Source organism: Coprothermobacter platensis DSM 11748 (assembly GCF_000378005.1).
Taxonomy (GTDB): Bacteria; Coprothermobacterota; Coprothermobacteria; order Coprothermobacterales; family Coprothermobacteraceae; genus Coprothermobacter; species Coprothermobacter platensis.
In genome coordinates this window covers 1,203,049-1,225,418 of record NZ_KB899040.1, presented here as the reverse complement: position 1 = coordinate 1,225,418, position 22,370 = coordinate 1,203,049, and the positions used below count along the sequence as shown (strand labels likewise).

Genomic DNA, 22,370 nt, shown 5'->3' with positions numbered 1-22,370 from the left:
ATGAATGTCAATTCCATGGAGAGTCTTATTGAGCTCATAGATGAAGATAAATCTGACAATACTCCTTCAGCAACGCGGTATCCTGTTAGGTTCATATTCACAAAGAGCGTATGGGCAGTAAATGACATAACTATGCTGCTAAAATTAAGGGAATTAGATATCCTGGATGCTTCTGAGTTGTTTCCGTTGAATACGTTTTCAGATGGTTTCCCAAGCCTTAGTACAATTCTGCAGGCGATAAGAGAGAAAAAAGATGATGTAGTAGTAGTTTCCTTGGGGAACTTGGTCCGTTTTTGGCCTGATGAAGATTTCTATTCGCTGATGATGGGCCTTATGGAAATAGAGAATTCACCTCAAAAACCAGATAGACGAATTTATGTAATATTAGAGGGCCTTATCGAACGTTTCGATTCAGTTTTTTGGAGCAGAAGGACAAGACAAATTGGAAGTGATCCACGTTGGACACTGGAAAGCCCAAGAGACAAAGTACAGGTCTACTTGATAAAGTTCGACTACACCATAGACGACAGTAATGCATTACCGGATGTGAAATCCTTGATGAAGCTTTGGGAAAAATCGAAATCAGATGAATTTATTTGTTTCTCGAAAACACTTCGTCCTAAATCTTGCTTCTGCTCTGATGATGTGGTATCTGTAAATAATGTCCTTACACAAAAAGATTTTCTTCAGAAAGTGATGTTCATCGATGTACACGAGATTCCGTATGATGAGAAAGACTCTGAGCATTGGACGATGTTGATAAAGGAATTCGAAAAAATCAATGTCGTTACACTGAAGGCATTAATTGAAAGCAAATACAACCTCAAAGATGCTTATCATGCCGATTGGGCAGAAGTTTTCGCTGCAAAGGCAGGAAATGACTTTGAAAGGTGGTTAATCAAGAATTTTGTTATAAACAGCCCACAGCTCAATAGCTCAGCTTTTATTTCCGTGGTATTTAGATCTATGCAGAGTACGACCACAGAAGAATTCATTGAAAAGAGTTGGATGCTGCCATTTGAAAGAAATCTAACAAAAGAACAGTTAGTGCAACGCCGTGAATTACTTAGTGCACTTCACAATGTTTTGGGAAAGACAATACCTCCTGAAGTAAACAATACAATTCAAAAGGAATTTGAAGTACTTGATACGGAAAAGGTAGGAGCTATAGTAACAGGTATTGCTCCTGCTGAGAAGCATTGGTTGGTACGTAATTACGAGAAGTTAATGCGAGAGTTGAGTGTAGTTTATCCAGAGCTTGATCATTACCTATCCAATATAAACGTAATAAGTGATTCTCAGTTTAAAGATATACTCGTGACTTATATCCAAGAATATAAAAAATGTAGGTTGAAGAATGAAATTACAGATGAGCTAAGAAATATTCTCGACAAATTGAACAAAAATGAAGCATCGTTTTATTCGTGGTATTACTCTTTACCCACAGCAACTCAACTGGCTCAGGGAATAGACCGTAGTATGTTGCGCTGGATTGATGGACTTGGAATGGAATTTGCTTCTCTGGTATGTAATAAGTTGGAAAGTATGGGGTACAAAATTGAAGTCCACTTAAGCCGAGCTAACCTTCCGACAGCTACAAGTTTCAATATGTTTGAAGGTGTGGACAGAATCGACAGCTTGGATAACTACATCCACAGAGAGAACACATATAAGTACCCAGAGAACTTTGTCATGGAATTAGAAATAATCGCGAACGAAATTCTACCAATGTTAACTTCATCGAAAAGGGATTTTTGTATTGTTGCTGATCATGGTTTTACAGCTCTTGCTGGAAATAAATTTCAGAAAATAAACAAGTTTAAGTTTGAAAAGGTTCATCACGAAGGGCGCTTTGCGGAGCTTGATTCTAATCAGGAACTGCCACACGATGAAGATGTCGTTGTTTACCAAGATACAGGGAGCAAGCGCGTATACGCCTTGGCATTGAAACATGTGTCATTTGGAGTAATACCGAGACGTGAGTCACATGGAGGGGCAACCCCGGAAGAAGTTCTAATTCCTGTCATCTTTGCCCACATAGCTGCAAAAACCAAATACGAGGTGAAGTTAGAGTCCGCGACTATCTCCGTGCGTAGACGTGTCTTTCGCTTTCGTATTAAGCCAGAGCCAAAGTCTGTACCACACGTGACAGTAGGCAATACTCGGTACGAGGTATCAAAAGATGGGGATTGGTTTGAAATAAAGTTAAGTAACATAAAATCTGGTAATTATACTGCAAAAATAACTCTTCCCGGCTTTGAACAGGAAGTAGAATTTGCAGTTAAAGGTGGTATTGAAGAAAGGGGCTTGTGATGGGCGAGGACTTAGATGAAAAGATAAAGGATGTTTTTCCGGATGAATCTGTTTACAAAATGCCCCAGAACTATGGGGTGTTTTCAGGTAGGAACATACCTTCTTTTATAAAAGACTGGCTCATTAAGAAATTTACTGATGAGGATGGTGTTCTTGATAAGCAAGATCTTTTAACTTACTTAGACAATTTCTTGCCTGATAAAAGCCGAGCTCAAACAATAAAAAAACGGCTTATTCAAACAAGAGAACCATATACATTGTTAGCAAGAGTTCAAACGCAAGCAGATGTAGCTAAAGGTATGATTCGGTTTTCTATGCCAGATTTTGCTATTAATCCGGGAGAAGGAGTTATCCCCAAGTCTGTTGTGGAAGCACATCCAGACCTTTTGGCAGATGAAATATGGGGCATTTTCACGCTTATATATGAGCCTGCAGACGGGAACGAACGTGGCCAAATATCAATTATGGACTTCAAGCCATTCAAACCTTATGAAATTGATTTGGACTATTTCAAAGATGGTCGAAAAGAGTTCTCTTTAGACGAATGGATTGATGTATTGATAAGAGCTATGGAATACATGCCTAAAGGGTTTGATTCTATGGAACAGAGGCTGCTTTTTATCTCAAGATTGCTTGTTTTTGCAGAACCACGCCTTAATATGATAGAACTTGCTCCAAAGGGTACTGGAAAGTCGTACATTTTTAACAACTTGACCAAGTATGGTTGGTGTATAAGTGGTGGCACCGTGACGCGTGCGAAAATGTTTTATGATGTTTCACGCCGTTCTTTCGGGTACATCACCAGGTATGATTTTGTTGCTTTGGATGAAATAGAAACCATTAAATTCGCGGAGGAAGAAGAACTAAAGGGTGCACTCAAGAACTATCTGGAGCTTGGTAAGTTTACCATCGCAGATGTCACGAAAACATCCGAAGCGGGGTTTATGCTTTTAGGTAATATACCGTTGACAAGTGACAGAAAACCAATTAATAACATCTATTTTAGTCATTTACCAAGTTTCTTTCAAGATTCCGCATTGCTTGATAGGTTTCACGGGTTTATAGAAGGATGGTACTTACCACGCATAAATGAAGATATGAAAGTTAGCGGATACACATTGAATGTAGAATTCTTTTCCGAAGTTTTGCACAAACTACGAGACAAGGGAGAGTACGCTGCTATCGTGGATGAGATGCTTTATATTCCTCCGAAAGCGGATACAAGAGATGTAACAGCAGTAAAGCGGCTTTGCAGTGCTTACTTGAAAATTTTATTCCCTCACGTTACTGATCCTTCCGGAATAACGAAAGAAGAATTCGAAACGTATTGCCTAAAACCCGCATTAGAGAAGCGCGCCATCGTCAAAAAACAGATACATCTCATGGATCCAGAGTTTAGAGAGGCAATACCGGATATTGTTGTTAAGGAAGAGCATGCTACTACTTGAAGAAGAACAATTACAGAAATGAAGTGAATGGCAATGCCCGAAGATAGCATAAATGAGGATTATAGCGCAGATTTTAGTTACTTGGAAGAAGACTTGCTCTTGCAACAACTGGATGATGTAATAGATGCTTTAGAAGAAGACAAGGCTGTTGAAACAAAAAATACCTTGCCAGATAAGCCTAAAACAAAGCAATCATTAAAAAAAGACGTCGCTTCCCTTCTTGGTAGGAGAAATAAGCAACAAGAGATTCCAAACCAGTATCGAGAAGTAATCGCTGGCATAGAATTAGATGCTGAAATAACAGTAGTATACAAGAGGAAAAGACATCGTTCAAGCATAGATGAACCACCCGAGACTCAATGGGATTATCTTGTGTATCCCAGATGGTATTTTGGTGACAAAGAGCCCAGGAAATGGGACGACGATAAGATTTTAAGGGTACGTCTTTTGCTGAGTGATTACAGAAACCTGGTAGTGAATGATTACATTCCACTTGAAGCTGAGTATGAATTGTATGACATTCTCAATGAACTTTATGAGGATGAAGATCCGGAAGAAAACTGGTAACTAGACGCAAGTTTTTGGGAGGTACATACTGATGGCATCTTTTGATGAATTTGCTGATTTGGACATAAGATTGGGAAGAATAATCAGCGCAGAAGACTTCCCGAAGGCAAGAAAACCTGCTTACAAGCTCGCTATTGATTTTGGTCCTTTGGGTGTAAAAAGGTCCAGCGCACAGATTACAGAGCTTTACAAAAAAGAAGATTTGCTCGGCAGAGAGGTCGTCTGCGTGGTAAATTTTCCGCCTAAGCAGGTTGCCGATTTTATTTCTGAGGTGCTGGTGCTCGGGGTCTACACGCAGGGCGGAGTTGTTCTGCTACAGCCTGACAGGGAAGTGCCCTTAGGGGACAGAATTGGTTGATTGATCAATGCTACGATAAACGATGCGCACAACCACCTCCCATGGCTCACTTTAGGAAGTAGCCTTTACTTTTTCTAATGATGCCATAACAAACTAGCTTGCGTGGAACCCTGTATTGAAAACTGTAAAGATAGCATAACGCCGCTATCGAAGCTCAAGATAAGAAACGCACTGAAATCCTATAAGGGAGGTATAGTAGTAGCTTCCCACGATAGGAAGTTCATTTCCGAAGTGTGCGATCAGCTCTACCTACTAGACCAAAGTGGGCTCCACTTGGTGACCTACGAATATCTGGAGCAAACCATGGGGAAAGTTCAAGAAATGGAAACGGCAAGTTAATAACAAAAATGGCTCCTGCCGTTTCTTGGCAGGAGCCTGCGTACGCCAGAGGTATTTAAAGGTGAAGTTGGCTAGTACTTTGTGTTCTTGACTATTTCGAGGTAAGCGTTTCTCTCAAGGAGCAGTGAGATGATGGTACCAAAGATAATTGCCCACAACGTGGCTCCAATGTGAAATAAGGTTATGCCGCTTAATGTGGTCATGAGGGCAAATAAGGCACCCATTTTTAGAGGCGAGCTAAATGCCTGGGTGAAGTTGTTAGCTATGACTGAGAGCATGGCAACACCAGCGACAACGTCAATGAGTGTGCTGGGCACTGACCGAGTAAATGAAAGAACGATGGGTGAAAGGATGGCAACAATGATCATGAGGATACCGGCAAGCACAGCTGCCGAGTACCTTTGATCTTTTTCGCCTATTTCCGGTCCTGCCATCATAGCGATTGTAGGTCCACCGACTACAGCATTGTGACCTCCAAAGAAGGAGTTTATTATGGTCCCAATGCCGCTGAGGACCACAAAGCTGTTTACTGGTGGATTGTAACCTTGGGTTTTGAGAATGCCTATGGCTTGTATGTTTCCGAAACCTACTGTTAGTATGGCGAGCGGGATAGTAAGCTCAAGGATAGCATCCAGGCTGAACGTTGGAGTAACGAATGTTAGAGAAGAAAAGCTGAATGTAATTGTACTTAAGTTTACCTTACCTGCTACTAAAGCTAAAACAAAGCCTAGAATGAGAGCACTTAGTATCGGTGGAAAACGTTTTGAAATTACAGGAATAAGGCTGAATACGATGAATATTAGGAACGTACCACCTGCAACAATGGGGTCTGCAACTATGGCTTTAACAACTGCTATGCCGTACGTTACCAACGCACCTGCAATCATACCTTGAATGACCGGTATGGGTACATATTTCAACACCCATTTAAACAAACCTGTAACGCCCAGTAGAAATACTATGACACCTGAAATGAGCACTGCACCAAGGATATCACTGAACGGATATCTAATGAGGGCACTCCCTATTATGGCTACCGCAGGAATGGAGAATCCGAACTGTATTGGCATACGGTAATATAGAGAGGCAAAAATGCTGAAAACACCTGCAACGATGAAGATTATAGTAAGCCAAGAAACAGCAATATTACTGGCTAAGTGAGCGTCATTTAGGAGTTTAAGAAGAAGGAATACTGGACCTTCGCCGAAAAGTGTAGCGGCAATGGCTACGCCTACACCAGCGGGTGTAATACTCTTTCCAAAGTCTTTTGCTGATTGCGTTATTGAACCACCTTTTTCCATGTTTAGCATGGTTCTTACACCTCCCAAAGTGCGGGGGCAGAAATCTCGAAACTGAGACTCCTGCCCCATATACCTAACAGTTACAACATTTTGGAGTACTTTTCTACCAATTGAATGTATTTGTGTCCAACTGTGATGGCACCTTGGGCATAGTCTTCACGGAAGTGGTTGTAAGGTGGTCTGCAAGGTCCTGCATTGACGGCGCCAGTCGCATTCATGCGATATTTCTCCATCTGAATGTTGTATATGGAGAACTCGTGGAAGTCTCCGTGCGGGAACAGGGTAGCATAGGCCTCACGGAGATCCATGGTCACCTGCAAAGCGAGCTCCTTGTTGCCTGTTTCTATTGCTCTCTTTAGAACTAGTAGTGGTGCCATGCCGCAGTTTCCACTGCCAGTCCATGTGGCTTTTGCTTTGTCAGGTGCCCAGAGCCAAGCATAATACCAGTCGCTGTCCAAGGGCATTATTACGATGTTGTCACCTACAGCTTCCAAATCAGCCAAATATGTTGGCCCTACAGCCATGTATTTTGCAGCAATGATATTCGGTATTTTTGCGAGCCTTGCATAAGTGTGAGAGCTAATTTTCCCTTTAAATGCTTCTGGGTTATCGTACACGATGATAGGCGCATCTGGGAGCGCTTCTGCCACATCGCTGTAATAGCCAACTATGGCATCTTCATCCATCTGTTGCCACATAGGACGACCGAGGAACAGGCCTGTGGCACCCATCTGCATGAGTTCTCTGGAACGCCTAATGGTATCGCGGGTATTCAGCGTTGTGGCACCCGCGAACACGGGCACTCTACCATTGACTGTCCTAATTACTGTCTCATTAAACTTGCGCCATTCGGGCTCCGTTAGCGTAGCACACTCACCGAATGTTCCGTTGGTCAAAATAGCATCGACATGGTTCTCAACCAGCATGTTAGCCAGGCGAACTGTCTCGTCATAGTCTACAGAATCTTCGCAATCCCATCTGTCTCCGCCAGGAACTGCCGGCGTTGGCATGATGTTGTAAATACCATGAACCTGCTGTGCAGTGAACTTCAAACTCATCTTACATGCCTCCCTTGTTTATTAACATGCTAGCATGTTAGCACAACATAAAATGAATGTCAACAATTTTTAAACGAAACCTAAATACAAGTAACAACAGCACGCCATGAGCATATATGCCAAGAATTTTCTTAACATTATTTAGAAGTTCTTTCTTAGAGTGAAATGTATAATGTAATTAATGAATAGAACAGATTACGCATACAATCAAATAAAGCAGTGGCTCTTAAATGGCAACCTTAAGCCCGGAGAGACTATCTCTTCATATAAGTTGGCAGAGGTGCTTAATCTTAGCAGAACGCCTGTAATAAATGCTCTGAAAAAGTTGGAAAGTGAAGGGTACGTAGAAGTTATTCCTCAGGTTGGCTGCATGGTGAAGCTTCCTAATGTTAATGAAGCACGTGAAAAGTTCATGATAAGAGCAGTTTTAGAGGGTTTTGCTGCTGAGCTTGCTACTCAAAAAAAGGCAGACAAAGATATTGAACAATTAAAAAATATATACGCTGAAAGCCTTATTGCCTCACAAATTGGGGACTCAACTGAATATGCTCGGTGCAACAAGGAATTTCATCTGAAAATTACTAATATGGCTCAAATGAAAACGCTTATTGACATGCTACAAAGTTTCTGGGAAAATGTGACCTTTCATGTTGCTAGCGCAGATTTCCTGTTGGAACGCTATGATATTTCCATCAAGGAGCACGGTCAAATACTGGCTGCCATAGAGAGTGGAAATGCGTCTAGGGCACGCAAATTGATGGAAGAACATCTTAGAAAGTGCACAAATGATTTTTGTAATTCTATTGAGAAATTATCTTTGACAAACAGCTCCGAAGAAGCTAAAGCTATACGCACTTTATAGTTTTAGACAAGTTTTTATCAAATCAACATTTAAGTTTGTACTGATATCCTGTAGCATTGAGACATCTACGGGGGCAAAACGTCTATATTAATGAATGATCACAGTTGACAAAATATTTCTACTGCTGTAGAATGATATTGTAAATTCGACATAAGTAGAAAGAAGGGGAAACATGAAAAAGGTTATAAAACGATTGCCTGATTCCGAGCTGGAGATTATGAAGATTATTTGGGATGCCAATCAACCAGTAACATCTGCATACATCAGTGAGAAGCTGAAAGGCAAAAGGGATTGGAAGATTACATCCATACTTGCGTTTCTTGCACGTCTAACCAACAAAGGTTTTATAGAATGCCGTAGGGAAGGGAAAATAAACATATACACTCCTGCAATAACTGAGCAGGAATACTTGGAGAGGGAAAGCAAAAGCATACTGGAGAAGTTATACAACAACTCGCTGACAAGTTTTGTAACTGCGTTATACGAAAGCAACTCAGTAAGCGAAGAAGAACTAATAGCGTTAAAGGAATATATAGAGGAATTAACGAAGGGGGAATAAAGGATGCTTGAATGGTTGTTCCATAATGTGGTGCAAGTATCCATAGCAACCTCCATTGTAATAGTAGCAATGTTTCTACTACAACCTTTGATGAATAAGAACTTTACTCCAAAGTGGCGGTACATAGTGTGGCTGATTATAGGCATAAGGCTGCTCATACCCTTAAGTCCTACAGTAGAAAAAGCGCCTGTAACCATACCATTGGTAAGTCAAAACATAGAAATAAATGTACCTGTAGCAAACAACACTGACATAAGCTCACAAAGGGATATCACACCGATACATAGTGAGCCCATTGCAGAAGTGGAAAACACACCTGTGGAACACACGGTAACCCTTGCAGAAGTGCTTCCTATCATATGGATAATAGGAACACTGCTCTTTCTTGCTTACTACATCATAGGATATTTGGTGTTTAAGAAAAATGTACTACGTTTCTCAGATGAAGTAAGTGACGAAGGCACATTAAACATTTGGAAAGATATAAAGCAGCAGATGAAAGTAAAGAGCCAGATCAAGCTGATAAAGAGTAAGAAAGTACAAAGTCCAATGATGATAGGGTTCATAAAGCCCATGTTAGTAATGCCAAGCACAGAATACAGTGAAGAAGACATAGCCCTCATAATGGAGCATGAGCTGATCCACTACAAGCACAAAGACATATGGAGCAAGCTATTGGTGATAAGTGCGAATGCAGTGCACTGGTTCAACCCGCTGGTATACATAATGAGGGGAAGATTGAATGCAGACATAGAGATGGCGTGTGACTCAGAGGTAGTAGAAGGGAAAGATAAAGAATTCAGGAAGCAGTATGGAGAGACGATACTGTCAGCGATACACAAAGGAAAGGAGAGCGGGACAGTATTATCTACATATTTTTATGGGGGGATGAAGGCAATGAGAGAGAGGCTGGGGAACATATTTGACATGAGAGGGAAGAGGAAAGGTATTATTGCCCTATGTGTAGTCATTATTGCTGTACTCGTTGTGGGCTCAACTATAACGTTAGGGAATAACAGTAAAAGCAATTCTATGACTATAGACAATATTGCCCTGATAGATGCTGGCTACTCTTACGGCATAGATAATGGGCACATTGTTATTTCGCTTAGGCCTGATAGCTATTTAACCAATTCGTTAATAACCGTACCATTGAAAGTTGACGAAAATGATCCCAACATTGATTTTTCTGATAATCATGTCTATTTTAGAGATAAAGCCATTTATCTCTCAGATAAGGTCATAGCGGTTGCTTATGACGATGAAACAAGCAAATCTGTAAAGGTTCTTGTTACACAAGATCAAGGTAAAAGTTGGACTACAGCGGATATTCCTAATACAGCTAATGAATTATCTTTCAATAAAATTATAGGCTTTAGTAGTATCCGTGATGGTTGGCTTGTATTAGGCAGCGATGTAGCTATGGGGCACCAACAGACAAGAGTTTTCCAAACATCAGATGGTGGTAGAACGTGGCATGAAATTGGTAACCCGACTGATGTGTATTCAGGCATAGTTACCGGCGCAGCTTTTGCCAACAAAAAAATAGGTTTTATCTCTTATAGATACTTGGATGACCCAAATCCAGTGGTTTATCGCACGACTGATGGTGGCAAAACATGGACAAAGTGCAATATAACAATTCCAGATTCTTTTAAGAGTATTAGTGACTATGCCAGTGCATCATCATTGGCATTTAATGGATCTAATGGTGTTCTTCAGGTAACATTCCATAACAATAAGAGCGAGCTTAATGGCAAGCCTGTTGATGTGGTCGTAAGGTATCAAACGTCAGATTATGGCAAGACGTGGACCTTTGATGAAAAGTACAATCTGGCTCTTATTTGGGCGCAGGCATGGTCTACACGTGATGGCAGAGCGCGTTATGAAATAATGAACAATCAGATGAAACAGCAGTTTATTGCTGACCAGCGTTCTGATGAAGATCCAAACATTGTCTATTTCACAATTCGTTGGTCAAGCCCTTGGGTTGAGCGCTACGAAATAGAGGTGGATGGTGATCATGCTGTCATAACGTACTATTACACAGATTCCGGAGAAGAAACATACAGAAGCAGTGAGCAGATAACATTCGGTACAGAAAATGGTAGGGTTGTCGTCTCAGGTTATAAAGAAATTATCCCATTGGAAGATTATGTGGATACATCGAATTGGAAAAAGATCACTACTGATTTGTTCACCTTCTTGGTTCCGCCTACATGGAGCATTTCTACCTCACCAGATGGCACGACCGTTTACTTTACTCAAGGCAATCAGCAAATGTGCAAAGTTTCGATGAGTTATTATGACCATTCTAAAGACATTTCTCAATTATTTGGCCCGAATGCTAAGATGACTGGTAAAGTAGTTCCTCTTTCTGGGGCTAATTATCCAATATATGGTAATGTGGTGCTGGAACGTACTTCATCCATAGCGGGTAAAGTTAGTGTTACCAACGAATACCACACTTACGTGATCCCGCAAGAGGGTAATGTGGCTTACGACTTTGTTCCTATCTATGACAGGGCGTTGCAGCAAATGCAATGGGTAGCAAGGAACATGACGTTCAACAGCGACAATGTTGAAAAGCAAATTTTAGCCGCGAGGTGGGCTGCCGCCGCGAAAAATAGAGATGGTAAAACGTTGTACAGCCTAATGAGCAAGGATTTACAGAAAAAAACGTATGATGCTTTCAACGCAGAACATTGGGTTATAGGACAGTCGAGCCCATGGATTGATGATTATAGAATTGAGCTGAGTTCAAACAATGCAACCATAACTTACGCTTATATGACTTCCACTGGTTTTGCAGGCTATTACACGCAACTACTCACTTTTACTAAGGAGGAAGGTCATTTTGTTGTCTCCAATTATACAGAACCTAAGTACATGGAAAACTCAGATATAGGCATGGTAATCACTTTCTCTAAAGACAGCAATGTGTATATTTTGCAGCGTAAAGTCTAACCAAGTTTTTGTATGTTTGTAAACTTGAGCAATGAATGGAAGCCATGCGCGCATATTTGCCGCCCATGGCTATTGGTAAAGACTTTTAAGAAAGGACAAGATTTGTAGAAAGTCTATGTGTTCCACTTTTGCATGATGAATAACGATAAAAGCTAAAGAAGGCGAAGTAACGCTGTTTGTAAGGTTACTTCGCCTTCTTCTATTCTTAAGCCCACTCGAAGCGTGCTAAGAAATGTCTTAAGACTGGCGGCTCATAAGTAATTCTTACGCCGCGCACTTGTTCCTTACGCTTGTTTATATTACTTAGGCATTCTGCAACATAATCCATGTGACTGTTTGTGTAAACACGACGGGGTATGGTTAAACGTACAAGTTCAGTAGGAGCTTGCTTGCCCATAAGAAGGCTACCTATTTCCACAGCTCTTACACCGCCTTCTAAGTAAAGCTCTGATGTAAGTGCTACACCAGGGAAGTTATCCCAGCGAATATGCGGCAGCATCTTTCCGGCGTCGACGAACACGGCATGTCCCCCTACAGGCGTCTGGATAGGAATGCCAGCTTCCGTCAATAGGGAACCTAAATACTCCACTTGGCCTACTCTGGACTGCAGATAATCAAAATCGAGCACTTCTCTGAGGCCTCTGGAAATAGCTTCCAGATCTCTGCCTGCCAAACCACCATAAGTTGGAAATCCTTCGTAGATGATGACTTGCTCTCTTAATCGCAAATAAAGTTCTTCGTCGTTCATAATGCCTATCATTCCGCCTATGTTTACCAAAGCATCCTTTTTCGCGCTAAAGGTAAATCCATCGGCGTAACTAAACATTTCACTAACAATTTCTGGTATGCTTTTGTCTTTGTAGGCTTCCTCACGCGTTTTTATAAAATATGCATTTTCTGCGAAACGTGCTGCGTCTATGAAAACTTTAATACCATGACGGCGGCAAATTTGCGAAACCTGCTTTATGTTTTCCATGGAAACAGGCTGACCACCTACAGTGTTACAAGTTACAGTGATAAGCATGAAAGCAATGTTCTCGGCACCGTGTTCTTCTATGAATTGCTCCAGTTTTTGAGTGTCCACATTTCCTTTGAAAGGATGATACGTTGATGTGTCATATGCTTCATCGATAACAAGATTTACTGGTTGTCCGCCCTTGAGGGTTATATGGGCTTCAGTAGTATCAAAGTGCACGTTTCCAAGCACATACTGCCCATGCTTAATCAGTAAGCCAAACAAAAGGTTTTCTGCACCTCTGCCCTGATGTGTGGGAATTATGTACTTGCACTCAAAAATACTTTGAGCAGTGTCTTGCAGATTATAGAAGTTTCTACATCCAGCATAAGATTCGTCACCCATCATAATTCCTGCCCATTGATTATCGCTCATGGCATTTGTCCCACTATCGGTGAGTAAGTCAATGAAAACATCTTGTGCCTTCAGGGAAAATACGTTCAAACCAGCTTCTTTAAGTTTCTGCTCTCTTTGCTCCTTTGGTAGAAGGTGTATTGGTTCTACCATTTTGATACGATAAGGTTCTGGCATGTGCATAAATGTTTTCCTCCCTTCAATTGGTACCATACTTTATTTTAATAGAAAATTAATGTTATGGTTGTGTTAAAATGAAAGGGAAGAAACACGGACGGGGAAGGGACAGCTCCAGCCACACGTGTGGCTGGAGCCTTTTGTTATTTTAGTCTAAAGAGATAGGTATATCTTTATCGAAAACAGTTCTTCTGTAGTGGCAATATGGGGTGCCGCCTGTCTTGTCATAGTAATCCTGGTGATAATCTTCTGCAGGCCAGAATGTGGACGCTTTCTCTATTTTAGTTGCCACATTGTAACGTTTTAAAAGAAATGCTTTTGTTTTTTCTGCTTTTTCTTTTTGCTCATCACTGGTATAGAAAATAACACTCCGATATTGTTCGCCCCAATCAGGACCTTGTCTATTTACCTGTGTAAAGTCGTGGATTTCGAAAAAGTACTTGATCAAATCTTCTACATCAATTTTGGTATCATAAACTACTCTAACAGTTTCTGCATGCCCAGTAGTTCCCGTGCATACTTCTTTGTAAGTAGGGTTTTCTTTGTGGCCTCCCATGAAACCAACTTCTGTATCTAAAACACCATCAAACCGCTTAAAGAGATGTTCTACTCCCCAGAAACAACCAGCAGCAAAGAATATTTGCTCTTTTTCAGGTTTCTGTCCTTTGGGAAGGAATCTTAGTGAGACAGAATTAACGCAGTGGCGCGTATCTTTCTCTGTATAACCTTCACCGGTGAACACATGCCCTAAATGAGCGCCGCAGTACCCACATACAATTTCTGTTCTTATCCCATCCGCATCCAGTTGGCGTCGAACAGCTCCGGGTACTTCGTCATCGAAACTGGGCCAACCGCACTCAGAATGGAACTTGTCCTGAGAACGGTAAAGCGGTAAGCCACAGTTTTTGCAAACGTAGGTTCCTTCCTCAAAAAAGTCGTAGTATTCCCCAGTGAAGGGACGCTCTGTAGCCTTTTCGAACATGACCTTTTTTTCTAATTCAGAAAAGTCTTTCTTATCTTCCATAGCTTACATTCCTCCTATGTGTGAGTTAAAGAATTCCACTTTTGAAACATGCAATTTAGCCACATCAGCTTTAGTATACCCACTTTTTGTTGAGTATAGGTCAATAGGATATACCATTTTAATGTAAGGTGGTGATTAGGTGAAAGGTAAAGCAGTTTTGGCAGCATTTGTTGTATTAGTTGTATTGATTGGCGCTTTTGCCCTGGGGTCGTTTTTTGCTGGACCAACAAAACATTCTCCTTCGAATGGAACAATGGGAGGTGAGACGTCCACTGCAGCAAATATAATACCTTCAGTACCAGAAGAAGAGATTCCTTCAGAGCCTCCTCAAAGCAGCACCAAGGACGAAGAGCCAGTAACTCCCACAGCTACCACAGAGCAAGTCAGTGGCTTGGAAGGTATATGTCCCACAACATTAGATAATACCAAATATGGATGGGGTATGAGGATTTTGCCAAATCACCAAACGCCTGATGTGGGGGCAATAGCAGAAAAGTTAGTGCAAAAGTATCATGCCATTTTTACAGGCGATACCACTAAGAAGGTGGTTTACCTTACCTTTGACGAAGGATATGAAGCAGGTAACACAGCAAAAATACTGGATATTCTAAAGGAAAATAATGTTAAAGCAGCGTTTTTCATAACAGGGGCCTTTGTAAAAAGTGAACCTGATTTAGTCCAGCGCATGGTGGATGAAGGGCACATCGTAGGCAACCACACGGTAAACCATGTGAGTTTGCCCACAGTAAGTGATGCTAAAGCCACAGATGAAATAAACAGACTTGCACAGATGTATTACGATGTGACTGGCCAAACCATGAAGTATTTAAGACCTCCAAATGGCGATTACAGCGAAAGGTCGCTTTGCGTTACCAACGCCTTGGGCTATAGGACCGTGTTTTGGAGCATAGCTATGGCGGATTGGGTGCCACTAAAAGGAGGCCCTGATGAAGCCTATAACACGGTAATGGGCAGGCTCCACAACGGGGCTGTCATACTGCTCCACGCGGTTTCTCCAGACGATGTGCAAGTACTCGACAAGCTTATAAAAGACATAAAAGCCCAAGGATATCGCTTTGGGACTCTGGATGAGATACCATAAATCCCCGGATAAAGTCGATAGCAGGAACTTCTTTTCCTCCATTGTTTAGCTCTATAATGCTGATTTTCAACTTATGCTCTTATGTTCAATGGTTGGCAAGAGCGCATTAGCGGGAAAACTGGCAGCAAAAGTGGTACATATTCGATTTTCCAACCAACTCCGAGATTCATAAATGGCTGGGCAAAACGCTCAGCCTTTTGGAGAGCCATTAGTCTTTTTATGGCGAATCGGGTACGAAAACTTTAAGCGGCGTTTTCATGGAATATGCTTTGAGCTGTTTGGCATTTGAATCATAAGTGTAGATTGTGGTATTCTGTACACTTTCGGGAATAGGTCTAAGCATAGTGTACGGTGTAATTAAGGAAAATACAGCGAGTTCATTGTTCTTGAATGCTGCTATGGTAAGTTCAGTAGGCCCAATGGTTTGCCCAATGCATACGAGATAATCTCCGTATTTAGTATAAGTTGGGAAAGTGCTTTCTTCATAGAATTCGAAAGGTTGTAAGTTGGTGGCGGTACTGATAATTTCAAAGCCTTTAGTTATGGATGTTGTTTGAATAAGTTTTGGTTCCTGGGCAGTTACATCAACGCGAAAACCGCCAAAGTAGAAATTCCCAGCAGCAAAAGGTATATTGAGGTTTGGTAGTACGAGCATGGATGCATCGTAGTTGTCTGTAACCGTTTTTGTCGTTATGTTCCCATCAGGGTTGATGATATTAAGAATGACGGACATAGTAGCTAAGTGAGCCGATGTTGCTGTTTCTGGTACTTTGTATTGATTTTGCTTACCTACGAGCACATAGGCTGCTTCATCCATAACTCCCGTTCCTAAAAATCTCCCATTATCCATTTGATACTGTTGCATAGCCGACGCAGTTATTTTGGAAATCGTTGTCGATAGGTCACCGCCTGCGCTGGCATAGATTGCTTGCGTGGTTGTATAGGCAACCACCGGTTCGTAGTATGAAGGCAAGGAGTTAGCCAAACTGATCACATTAATATCTACTCCATTTGCTTGCACTTGAGTAGTTGTTGAGATATCCTCACTTGTGAAGAGAGAGGCTTTGCCAGAACTTTCCCAATGTACGGCAATTATGGGTAAACTGGCTGAGTAGGAAAGAATGGGTTCTTTACCAATTTCCATAGTGCCTTTCTCTGGAGACCAGAGTGCATTTACGTAGCTTATTTGATTCCCATCGTCGTACTGAAAAATCAATGGTACGGCATTTTGGCTTGTGGTGCCTGTGCACCCAATGGCGAGAAGAAGAATTAGCAAAAAGCAACCAATTACACGTCCACTTTTCATTATGTTACCACCCACAATGTTTCACTTCCTCTGTAAGTTTAAGATGATTGAGGAACAACAACTTGAACAGGCGTTGGAACACTGTAAGCGCTGAGTTCCTTGCCTTTCGAGTCGTAAGTTATAAACTTTGTTTCAGCACTGTAAATAGGTGTGATGATGGCAAAAGCCAAAAGTTCATCATTCTTAAGCAACGCGACGGTAATTTCATCCGGGCTGAATGTGCTTCCTACAACAATCGTGTAGCCTTTATATCCGTAAAAAGCTGGGGATGGGTAGGGCCCGCCAAATGATCCAAGTGATGTGGACGTAGAAATAGTCTTGAAAGCGTCAGTCAACGACTGCACCAGTTCAAATTTAGGGCTGTCAGAGGTTGCATTTACCTTAGCAATGTGTAAGTAAAAACTGCCGTTTACAAATGCTGCCAAACCATCTGCGTCAGATGCGTATGGTTCTTTCGTTTCGCTGTTTGCGACTTTCTTTTCTATTAGAGTGCCATCGGCTTTGATAGACTGGATATTGAGAAAGTTCTTAGGTCCGGTTGACGACTGTGTAGTGGAGGCTGACAGAACATAGGTAGTATTGCCTTCTGCTCCAATGCCCATAGCGTAACCGCTCACCGTTGTTTTGACAGCTTCTGTGGAGGAGAATCTGTAAATAGCCGAGTTAGGGGAACCTGGCTCGAAGGCATACAGCTTGTTTTGTGTAGTATAGCAGTTTGTCATGTTAAAGTACTGGTTGCACATCGACGTAGATGTAAGGCTAACAATATTTGCCTTAAGATTGTTCTCCTGAAGTCCGACGAAAAGATCTTTTTCTGTAGTGAACAATGTGGCAGTGCCTGAACCATCCCAGTAAATGGCAGTATTTGACATATGTTCCTGCGGTTGCGAGGATAACCCGATCCAAGGTTTGAATGTTACCCAAAAGTTGCTCTCGTTTGCGTAATTGGGAAAGGCAAGCGTTGTAGACGTGTCTATTTCTACGGTGCCTGTTTTTGTATTCCACGTAACTTTCAGCAGTTGATCCTGGTAGTTTATAGCATCCACATAACGTAATAAAAGTGGCAACGTTTCAATATTATCTGACGGTAAAACACTTGTGCAGCCGAATATGCATAAAAATATTGACGTAAAAATCAAACAACACATCGTTGCTCGCGCTTTTGTACTTTGTTTTTTCATTGTATAATACCTGCAGTCGGTATCACATGACAGTCATAGCCATTTGTAGCAGGGCTAAAGGAACTTCCGGGCCCGCTCAGTGTCTCATGAGCTCTTTCTTTGACAGTTTGTTCTGCTTTTTCATATGCTGGGACCAGTTGTTTTACCGTATCACCGAACGATTCATAGGCCTCCTTTTCTGCATCCGCATCTGTTGGTATAAAAATGTTATTTGGTATCCAGTTTCGGAGTGTCCCGTTCAAGGCCCTATCGATGTCGGTCCATAGGTACAAAGTGAAGTTTCCATTGCGAGCTTCTTGTAAATTCGCAGCAGTTAGTTTGTAAGTGGCATTGGACCCGGACGGAACCTCCATTTCCCACTTTACCCAATCCTCATGTATTTTTATTTCTGTTTCAGCAACGTTTATCTCTTCAGTTGTGAGCCTGGTCTTATTCTCTGCAAGCCACTGTGTTTTTCCTTTTAAGTAAGGCTCATCATAAGGGCTCTTGTAATCGAGGAGAACGGTACATTCCGTGTTTACGATGGCCTCTATGCCGCCGTCTGTAATGTTTAGTTCAGTAACTGTTGCACTAGATGAAAGTGTTTTATCATGTGGCACTGCAGTGGCAAAAATCAGGGCTGCTTTTTTAACTAATGTCTCTACCTCAATCTTGTCAACTTCTGCCTTTGTCACTTTGGGTTCTCTGAGGCTTAAAGCAAACATACTTGTGATGATTATCATAGCGATAGTGAGCGTGACTAACCCAACCTTCCACCCATTCCTTAGGAATCTGTTTGTGTTCATAATCCTTGCACCCCCTCTAGAGGTAGATACCTTTAGGTTGTTCTTTCCCAAAGTTAATACCCCCTCTTAAAAGTTACTATATCACATTTTTATAAAGTTGTTTACTTATTCTGTGAATAACAATAAACAAGAAAGTGTTAAGAAAAGAGAGCGGCCGAACTTGAAACTAGCCGCTCCCTATCTTTTATGGCGAATCAGGTACGATAACTTTAAGAGGCGTTTCTATGGGATAGTTCCTAACCTGCTTAACTTGCGCATTGTAGGTATAGATTCTCGTCTGCTTGCTACTTTCTGGGATAGGCCTAACCATTGTATAAGGCGTTATCAACGAAAACCCAACTAAGTTGTCGTCTTTGAATGCTGCTACTGTTAGTCCATTGGAACTATTAAGCATGCCGACTGCAACAAGATAATCTTTGTATTTACTGAATGTAGGGAAATAATCCCCGAAACTGTATGGTTCTAATGATGAACTAGCTGTGGAGATCATTTCGAAACTCTTGGTAAGCGTAGTTGTTTCAACCATTTTGGGTTCCTGCGCGGTTACATCTATTTTGTATCTGGCAAAGTAAAAATTGCCATTAGCAAAAGGTATGTTAGCATCTGGTGTTGCATAGTACTGCGTTAATAACGATGCATTATACCCGGTTCTTACTGTTTTGGCTACTATGCTTCCATCAGGATTAATAGTATCAAGAATTACAGACATAGTCATTGTATGTGGCCCTTTACCCGTATATGCTTCTTGGCTACCTACAACGACGTAGGTTTTATTACCTATAGCTCCCATTCCTAAGTACTGCCCATTATTCACCTGGTATTGTTGCATAGCCGACGCAGTTATTTTGGAGATCGTTGTTCCCTGTTCGCCTACTCCCTTGGCATAGATTGCTTGCGTGGTTGTATAGGCAACCACCGGTTCGTAGTATGAAGGCAAGGAGTTAGCCAAACTGATCACATTAATATCTACTCCATTTGTTTGCACTTGAGAAGTTGTTGAGATATCCTCACTTGTGAAGAGAGAGGCTTTGCCAGAACTTTCCCAATGCGCGGCAATTATGGGTAAACTGGCTGAGTAGGAAAGAATGGGTTCTTTACCAATTTCCATCGTGCCTTTCTCTGGAGACCAGAGTGCATTTACGTAGCTTACCTGGTCCCCATCGTTGTACTGAAAAATCAATGGTACGGCATTTTGGCTTGTGGTGCCTGTGCACCCAATGGCGAGAAGAACAATTAGCAAAAAGCAACCAATTACACGTCCTCTTTTCATTATGTTACCACCCACAATGTTTCACTTCCTCTGTAAACTTAAGGAATAATAGTATTCTCTAAACTTGTTTGTTGCTCTTTCTTCATATTCTCAATAAACGTTTGATGAGCGTGCGTGGCAGCTTTTACGGTCTCCCCAAAGCCATTGTAAACGTCCTGTTCGGTAGGCGCTAACGAGAGAAAATCCGTCACTTTCCAGTTGTTTACGTCTCCAGCAGGTGTGTGTTCTATTACTGTCCATAAATAAATCTTAAAGTTTCCGCTTACTGCATCCTCCACACTATCTGCTGTAACCTTCCATGTTGAACCACCTGTGAATGGTTCAACCATTCCTTCCTGAATTTGTTCCCTTATTTCATTTATCAATACTTCAGCTACAGAAATCTCATCAGGAGTTAGGTTCGTTCTGTTGTCCTCCAGCCATTTAACCTTTCCAGCCACTAAAGGAGCTTCATCAGCCGTTTTATGATCAAGGGTATATGTTTGAGACACATCAAATACGGCTTCAATGGGTTGAGAATCAGGGTTAAACTCTGTTAGTGCCACTGTTTGTTCAGAGATGTTCATATAAGTTGAAGTAGCCTTTAGATAATTCAACAAAGCTTTATTAAGTAACTCTTTGAGCTGTTCTTGTGAGACTTCTGCTTTTGCTACAGTAGGTTTTCTAATACTCAGTGTAAACATGCATGTGAGCATTAGAACGAGAATGGTAACTGTAACCAACGTAACCTTCCACCCATTCCTTAGGAACCTGTTTGTGTTCATAATCCTTGCCCCCCTACGGAGGTAGATACCCTTAGGTTATTTTCCCCAGATCAATACCTCCACTTAACATGCACTATACCACATTTTTATAAAATTCTTTACTTTTCTGTGAATAGAAGTTAATAGAATAAGTTGGGCAAACACCACTAACTTGTCTGCCCAACTTATAAAAGCTTACGATTGAGGAATAACAACTTGAACAGGCGTTTGAATGTTGTACGTATTAAGCTGTTTACCAGTAGCGTCGTACGTTACGAGGTTTGCTTCAGGCTTGTCGAGCGGGGTAACCAGGATAAATCCCATAAGTTTTTCGTTCTGAAAGGCTGCAATAGTAAGTTCGTCAAAACTAAATGTTTGCCCAATGGCTAATAAGTAATTTTTGTATGCGTAGAACGCAGGTGATGGAGTAGCATAACCAAACGGTTCCAGAGTTGTAGCAGAGGAGATGACTTGGAACCCATCGATTAAGGATTGTACTTGAGTGTATTTCGGAGTGCCGGAGGTAGCGTTGACTTTAGCCCCAGTCATGTAAAAATTGCCGTCTGCAAATGTGGCCCAAACGCCGTTGTCAGACCTGTAAGAAAAATTTTCAAATTTGCTATTCTGAACGGTTTGTTGGCTTATTGAACCGGTGGGATCTATTGTATATACTACCAAGTACTCGCTTGATCCAGGTGTTCCTTCCCCAACTATTGAGGTTAGAGCATACGTTTTTTCATCCGATTTCCCTATGCCAATTGTGAAACCTTGCAAAGTTGTAGTTTTTGCCTCTGCCGACGTAATTTCGTAAATCGTGGAAATAGGAGAACCTTCCTTAAACGAATACAATGTGGTGCTCGTTGTATAGCAGTTTGCAGCATTAAAATATTGTTTGCAGAGTGGCGTAGCCTTGACTGTCACAATATCCGCACTAAGGCCATTCCCTTGTAATTTTTGCGAAGAATATTCCTCCGACGTAAACAAAGTGATTTTATCTGCACCGTTCCAATATATGGCAGTATTAGACGGAAGCGCACCTTCCGCTGCTACACCATACGGTAAACCAAGCGCTACCCAAAAATCCAACTTCGTTGCCGTATTCTTAAATGATAAAGCGGCGTTCGTGTCAATGTTAGCGGTGCCTTTTTCTGGGTCCCATGTCATTTTGATCAACTTATCTTCATGCTGAGCGCTATCAGTATAACGTAGTAGCAATGGGATCCCTTCGGCGCTTGAAGGCGTGCCACTTGAGCATCCAAGGACACTCAGAACAAGTAAACAACACAAGAAAAATGGAACACATTTCCGCACAATCACGGATTTCTTCATTGGATTCCTCCTGTTGTGTTATTCACGTGGTACCAGACTCTGCCCGCACTGTCTATGCTTGGATACCACACGCTGTCAATAGGTATACCTCCAGTACGTAGGGATTGTGAAACGTAGTTTGCGCAATCGGCACATAAGGAAAAATATCCACTATTGTAGTAAGATGTATCCTGTTTCACTACGACTCCATTACTGCAGGTTCTGGTCTTGCTTGTATTCGACGTATATGTGCGAGCATAGCTGGCAGCTTTGGCATGGTCATAACTTACCGGCGCTACACTCTCATTGCCGTTACCTTCCTTTTTCACTATA

General features: G+C 41.6%; 20 protein-coding genes. 9 read left to right on the top strand and 11 right to left on the bottom strand.

Annotation, left to right across the window (positions count from 1 at the left end; all coding sequences use genetic code 11):
- The 5 genes from pglZ to D890_RS07905 all read left to right on the top strand — a co-directional run bounded on the left by pglZ (position 1) and on the right by D890_RS07905 (position 5,025).
- Entirely contained in the window at positions 1-2,313 is a 2,313-nt protein-coding gene (gene pglZ / locus D890_RS0106565) for a BREX-4 system phosphatase PglZ (RefSeq protein WP_018963723.1), read from the top strand.
- Positions 2,313-3,761 carry a BREX system Lon protease-like protein BrxL gene (gene brxL, locus D890_RS0106560; RefSeq protein ID WP_018963722.1) on the top strand — a complete coding sequence of 483 codons (1,449 nt, stop codon included), beginning with the start codon at positions 2,313-2,315 and terminating at the stop codon, positions 3,759-3,761. Before pglZ ends, brxL begins: the two co-directional genes overlap by 1 nt.
- Before the next feature lie 33 nt (positions 3,762-3,794).
- Positions 3,795-4,328, top strand: coding sequence for a hypothetical protein (locus tag D890_RS0106555; protein WP_018963721.1), 534 nt, complete (start codon positions 3,795-3,797; stop codon positions 4,326-4,328).
- 31 nt (positions 4,329-4,359) lie between these two features.
- Positions 4,360-4,686 carry a tRNA-binding protein gene (locus D890_RS0106550; protein ID WP_018963720.1) on the top strand — a complete coding sequence of 109 codons (327 nt, stop codon included), beginning with the start codon at positions 4,360-4,362 and terminating at the stop codon, positions 4,684-4,686.
- Positions 4,687-4,788: 102 nt separating this feature from the next.
- Positions 4,789-5,025: a P-loop NTPase family protein gene (locus D890_RS07905; protein WP_211209994.1), complete on the top strand. Its 237-nt coding sequence runs from the start codon at positions 4,789-4,791 to the stop codon at positions 5,023-5,025.
- Between the two features lie 71 nt (positions 5,026-5,096).
- Here D890_RS07905 and D890_RS0106545 read toward each other — a convergent pair whose 3' ends face one another.
- Positions 5,097-6,335 (bottom strand): solute carrier family 23 protein, encoded by a 1,239-nt coding sequence (locus D890_RS0106545; RefSeq protein WP_018963719.1) that lies wholly within the window; start codon positions 6,333-6,335, stop codon positions 5,097-5,099.
- A gap of 71 nt (positions 6,336-6,406) precedes the next feature.
- Complete coding sequence (locus tag D890_RS0106540; RefSeq protein ID WP_018963718.1) at positions 6,407-7,384, bottom strand: dihydrodipicolinate synthase family protein; 978 nt, start codon at positions 7,382-7,384, stop codon at positions 6,407-6,409.
- Positions 7,385-7,565: 181 nt separating this feature from the next.
- Here D890_RS0106540 and D890_RS0106535 point away from each other — a divergent pair, with 181 nt between their 5' ends.
- From D890_RS0106535 to D890_RS07900, 3 genes are all read left to right on the top strand, one after another.
- Positions 7,566-8,246 (top strand): GntR family transcriptional regulator, encoded by a 681-nt coding sequence (locus D890_RS0106535; protein WP_018963717.1) that lies wholly within the window; start codon positions 7,566-7,568, stop codon positions 8,244-8,246.
- 172 nt (positions 8,247-8,418) lie between these two features.
- Complete coding sequence (locus tag D890_RS0106530) at positions 8,419-8,805, top strand: BlaI/MecI/CopY family transcriptional regulator (protein ID WP_018963716.1); 387 nt, start codon at positions 8,419-8,421, stop codon at positions 8,803-8,805.
- A gap of 3 nt (positions 8,806-8,808) precedes the next feature.
- Positions 8,809-11,772 carry a M56 family metallopeptidase gene (locus tag D890_RS07900; RefSeq protein ID WP_018963715.1) on the top strand — a complete coding sequence of 988 codons (2,964 nt, stop codon included), beginning with the start codon at positions 8,809-8,811 and terminating at the stop codon, positions 11,770-11,772.
- Positions 11,773-11,977: 205 nt separating this feature from the next.
- Here D890_RS07900 and D890_RS0106520 read toward each other — a convergent pair whose 3' ends face one another.
- The gene (locus tag D890_RS0106520; protein WP_018963714.1) at positions 11,978-13,324 is read right to left on the bottom strand and encodes a tryptophanase; all 1,347 of its coding nucleotides are present in this window, start codon (positions 13,322-13,324) and stop codon (positions 11,978-11,980) included.
- A gap of 142 nt (positions 13,325-13,466) precedes the next feature.
- On the bottom strand, positions 13,467-14,342 hold the full coding sequence (locus tag D890_RS0106515; RefSeq protein WP_018963713.1) for a bifunctional methionine sulfoxide reductase B/A protein: 876 nt from the start codon (positions 14,340-14,342) through the stop codon (positions 13,467-13,469).
- Between the two features lie 139 nt (positions 14,343-14,481).
- Between D890_RS0106515 and pdaA the strand changes: the two genes are divergently transcribed.
- Positions 14,482-15,444 carry a delta-lactam-biosynthetic de-N-acetylase gene (gene pdaA / locus D890_RS0106510; RefSeq protein WP_018963712.1) on the top strand — a complete coding sequence of 321 codons (963 nt, stop codon included), beginning with the start codon at positions 14,482-14,484 and terminating at the stop codon, positions 15,442-15,444.
- Positions 15,445-15,661: 217 nt separating this feature from the next.
- On the opposite strand, the gene D890_RS0106505 is transcribed toward pdaA, so the two are convergent.
- The 7 genes from D890_RS0106505 to D890_RS08150 all read right to left on the bottom strand — a co-directional run bounded on the left by D890_RS0106505 (position 15,662) and on the right by D890_RS08150 (position 22,366).
- A complete protein-coding gene (locus D890_RS0106505; RefSeq protein WP_018963711.1) occupies positions 15,662-16,750 on the bottom strand; it encodes a hypothetical protein in 1,089 nt (362 codons plus the stop codon).
- 38 nt (positions 16,751-16,788) lie between these two features.
- Entirely contained in the window at positions 16,789-17,931 is a 1,143-nt protein-coding gene (locus tag D890_RS0106500; protein ID WP_018963710.1) for a hypothetical protein, read from the bottom strand.
- Positions 17,928-18,716, bottom strand: a complete 789-nt coding sequence (locus D890_RS0106495) for a hypothetical protein (protein ID WP_018963709.1) — start codon at positions 18,714-18,716, stop codon at positions 17,928-17,930. The genes D890_RS0106500 and D890_RS0106495 overlap by 4 nt, the downstream gene beginning before the upstream one ends.
- 184 nt (positions 18,717-18,900) lie before the next feature.
- Entirely contained in the window at positions 18,901-19,986 is a 1,086-nt protein-coding gene (locus tag D890_RS0106490) for a hypothetical protein (RefSeq protein WP_018963708.1), read from the bottom strand.
- Between the two features lie 38 nt (positions 19,987-20,024).
- Entirely contained in the window at positions 20,025-20,750 is a 726-nt protein-coding gene (locus D890_RS07670) for a hypothetical protein (RefSeq protein WP_018963707.1), read from the bottom strand.
- 174 nt (positions 20,751-20,924) lie between these two features.
- Positions 20,925-22,058, bottom strand: coding sequence for a hypothetical protein (locus tag D890_RS0106480; protein WP_018963706.1), 1,134 nt, complete (start codon positions 22,056-22,058; stop codon positions 20,925-20,927).
- A complete protein-coding gene (locus D890_RS08150; RefSeq protein ID WP_169333496.1) occupies positions 22,055-22,366 on the bottom strand; it encodes an amidase domain-containing protein in 312 nt (103 codons plus the stop codon). Before D890_RS08150 ends, D890_RS0106480 begins: the two co-directional genes overlap by 4 nt.
- Positions 22,367-22,370 lie beyond the last annotated feature (4 nt).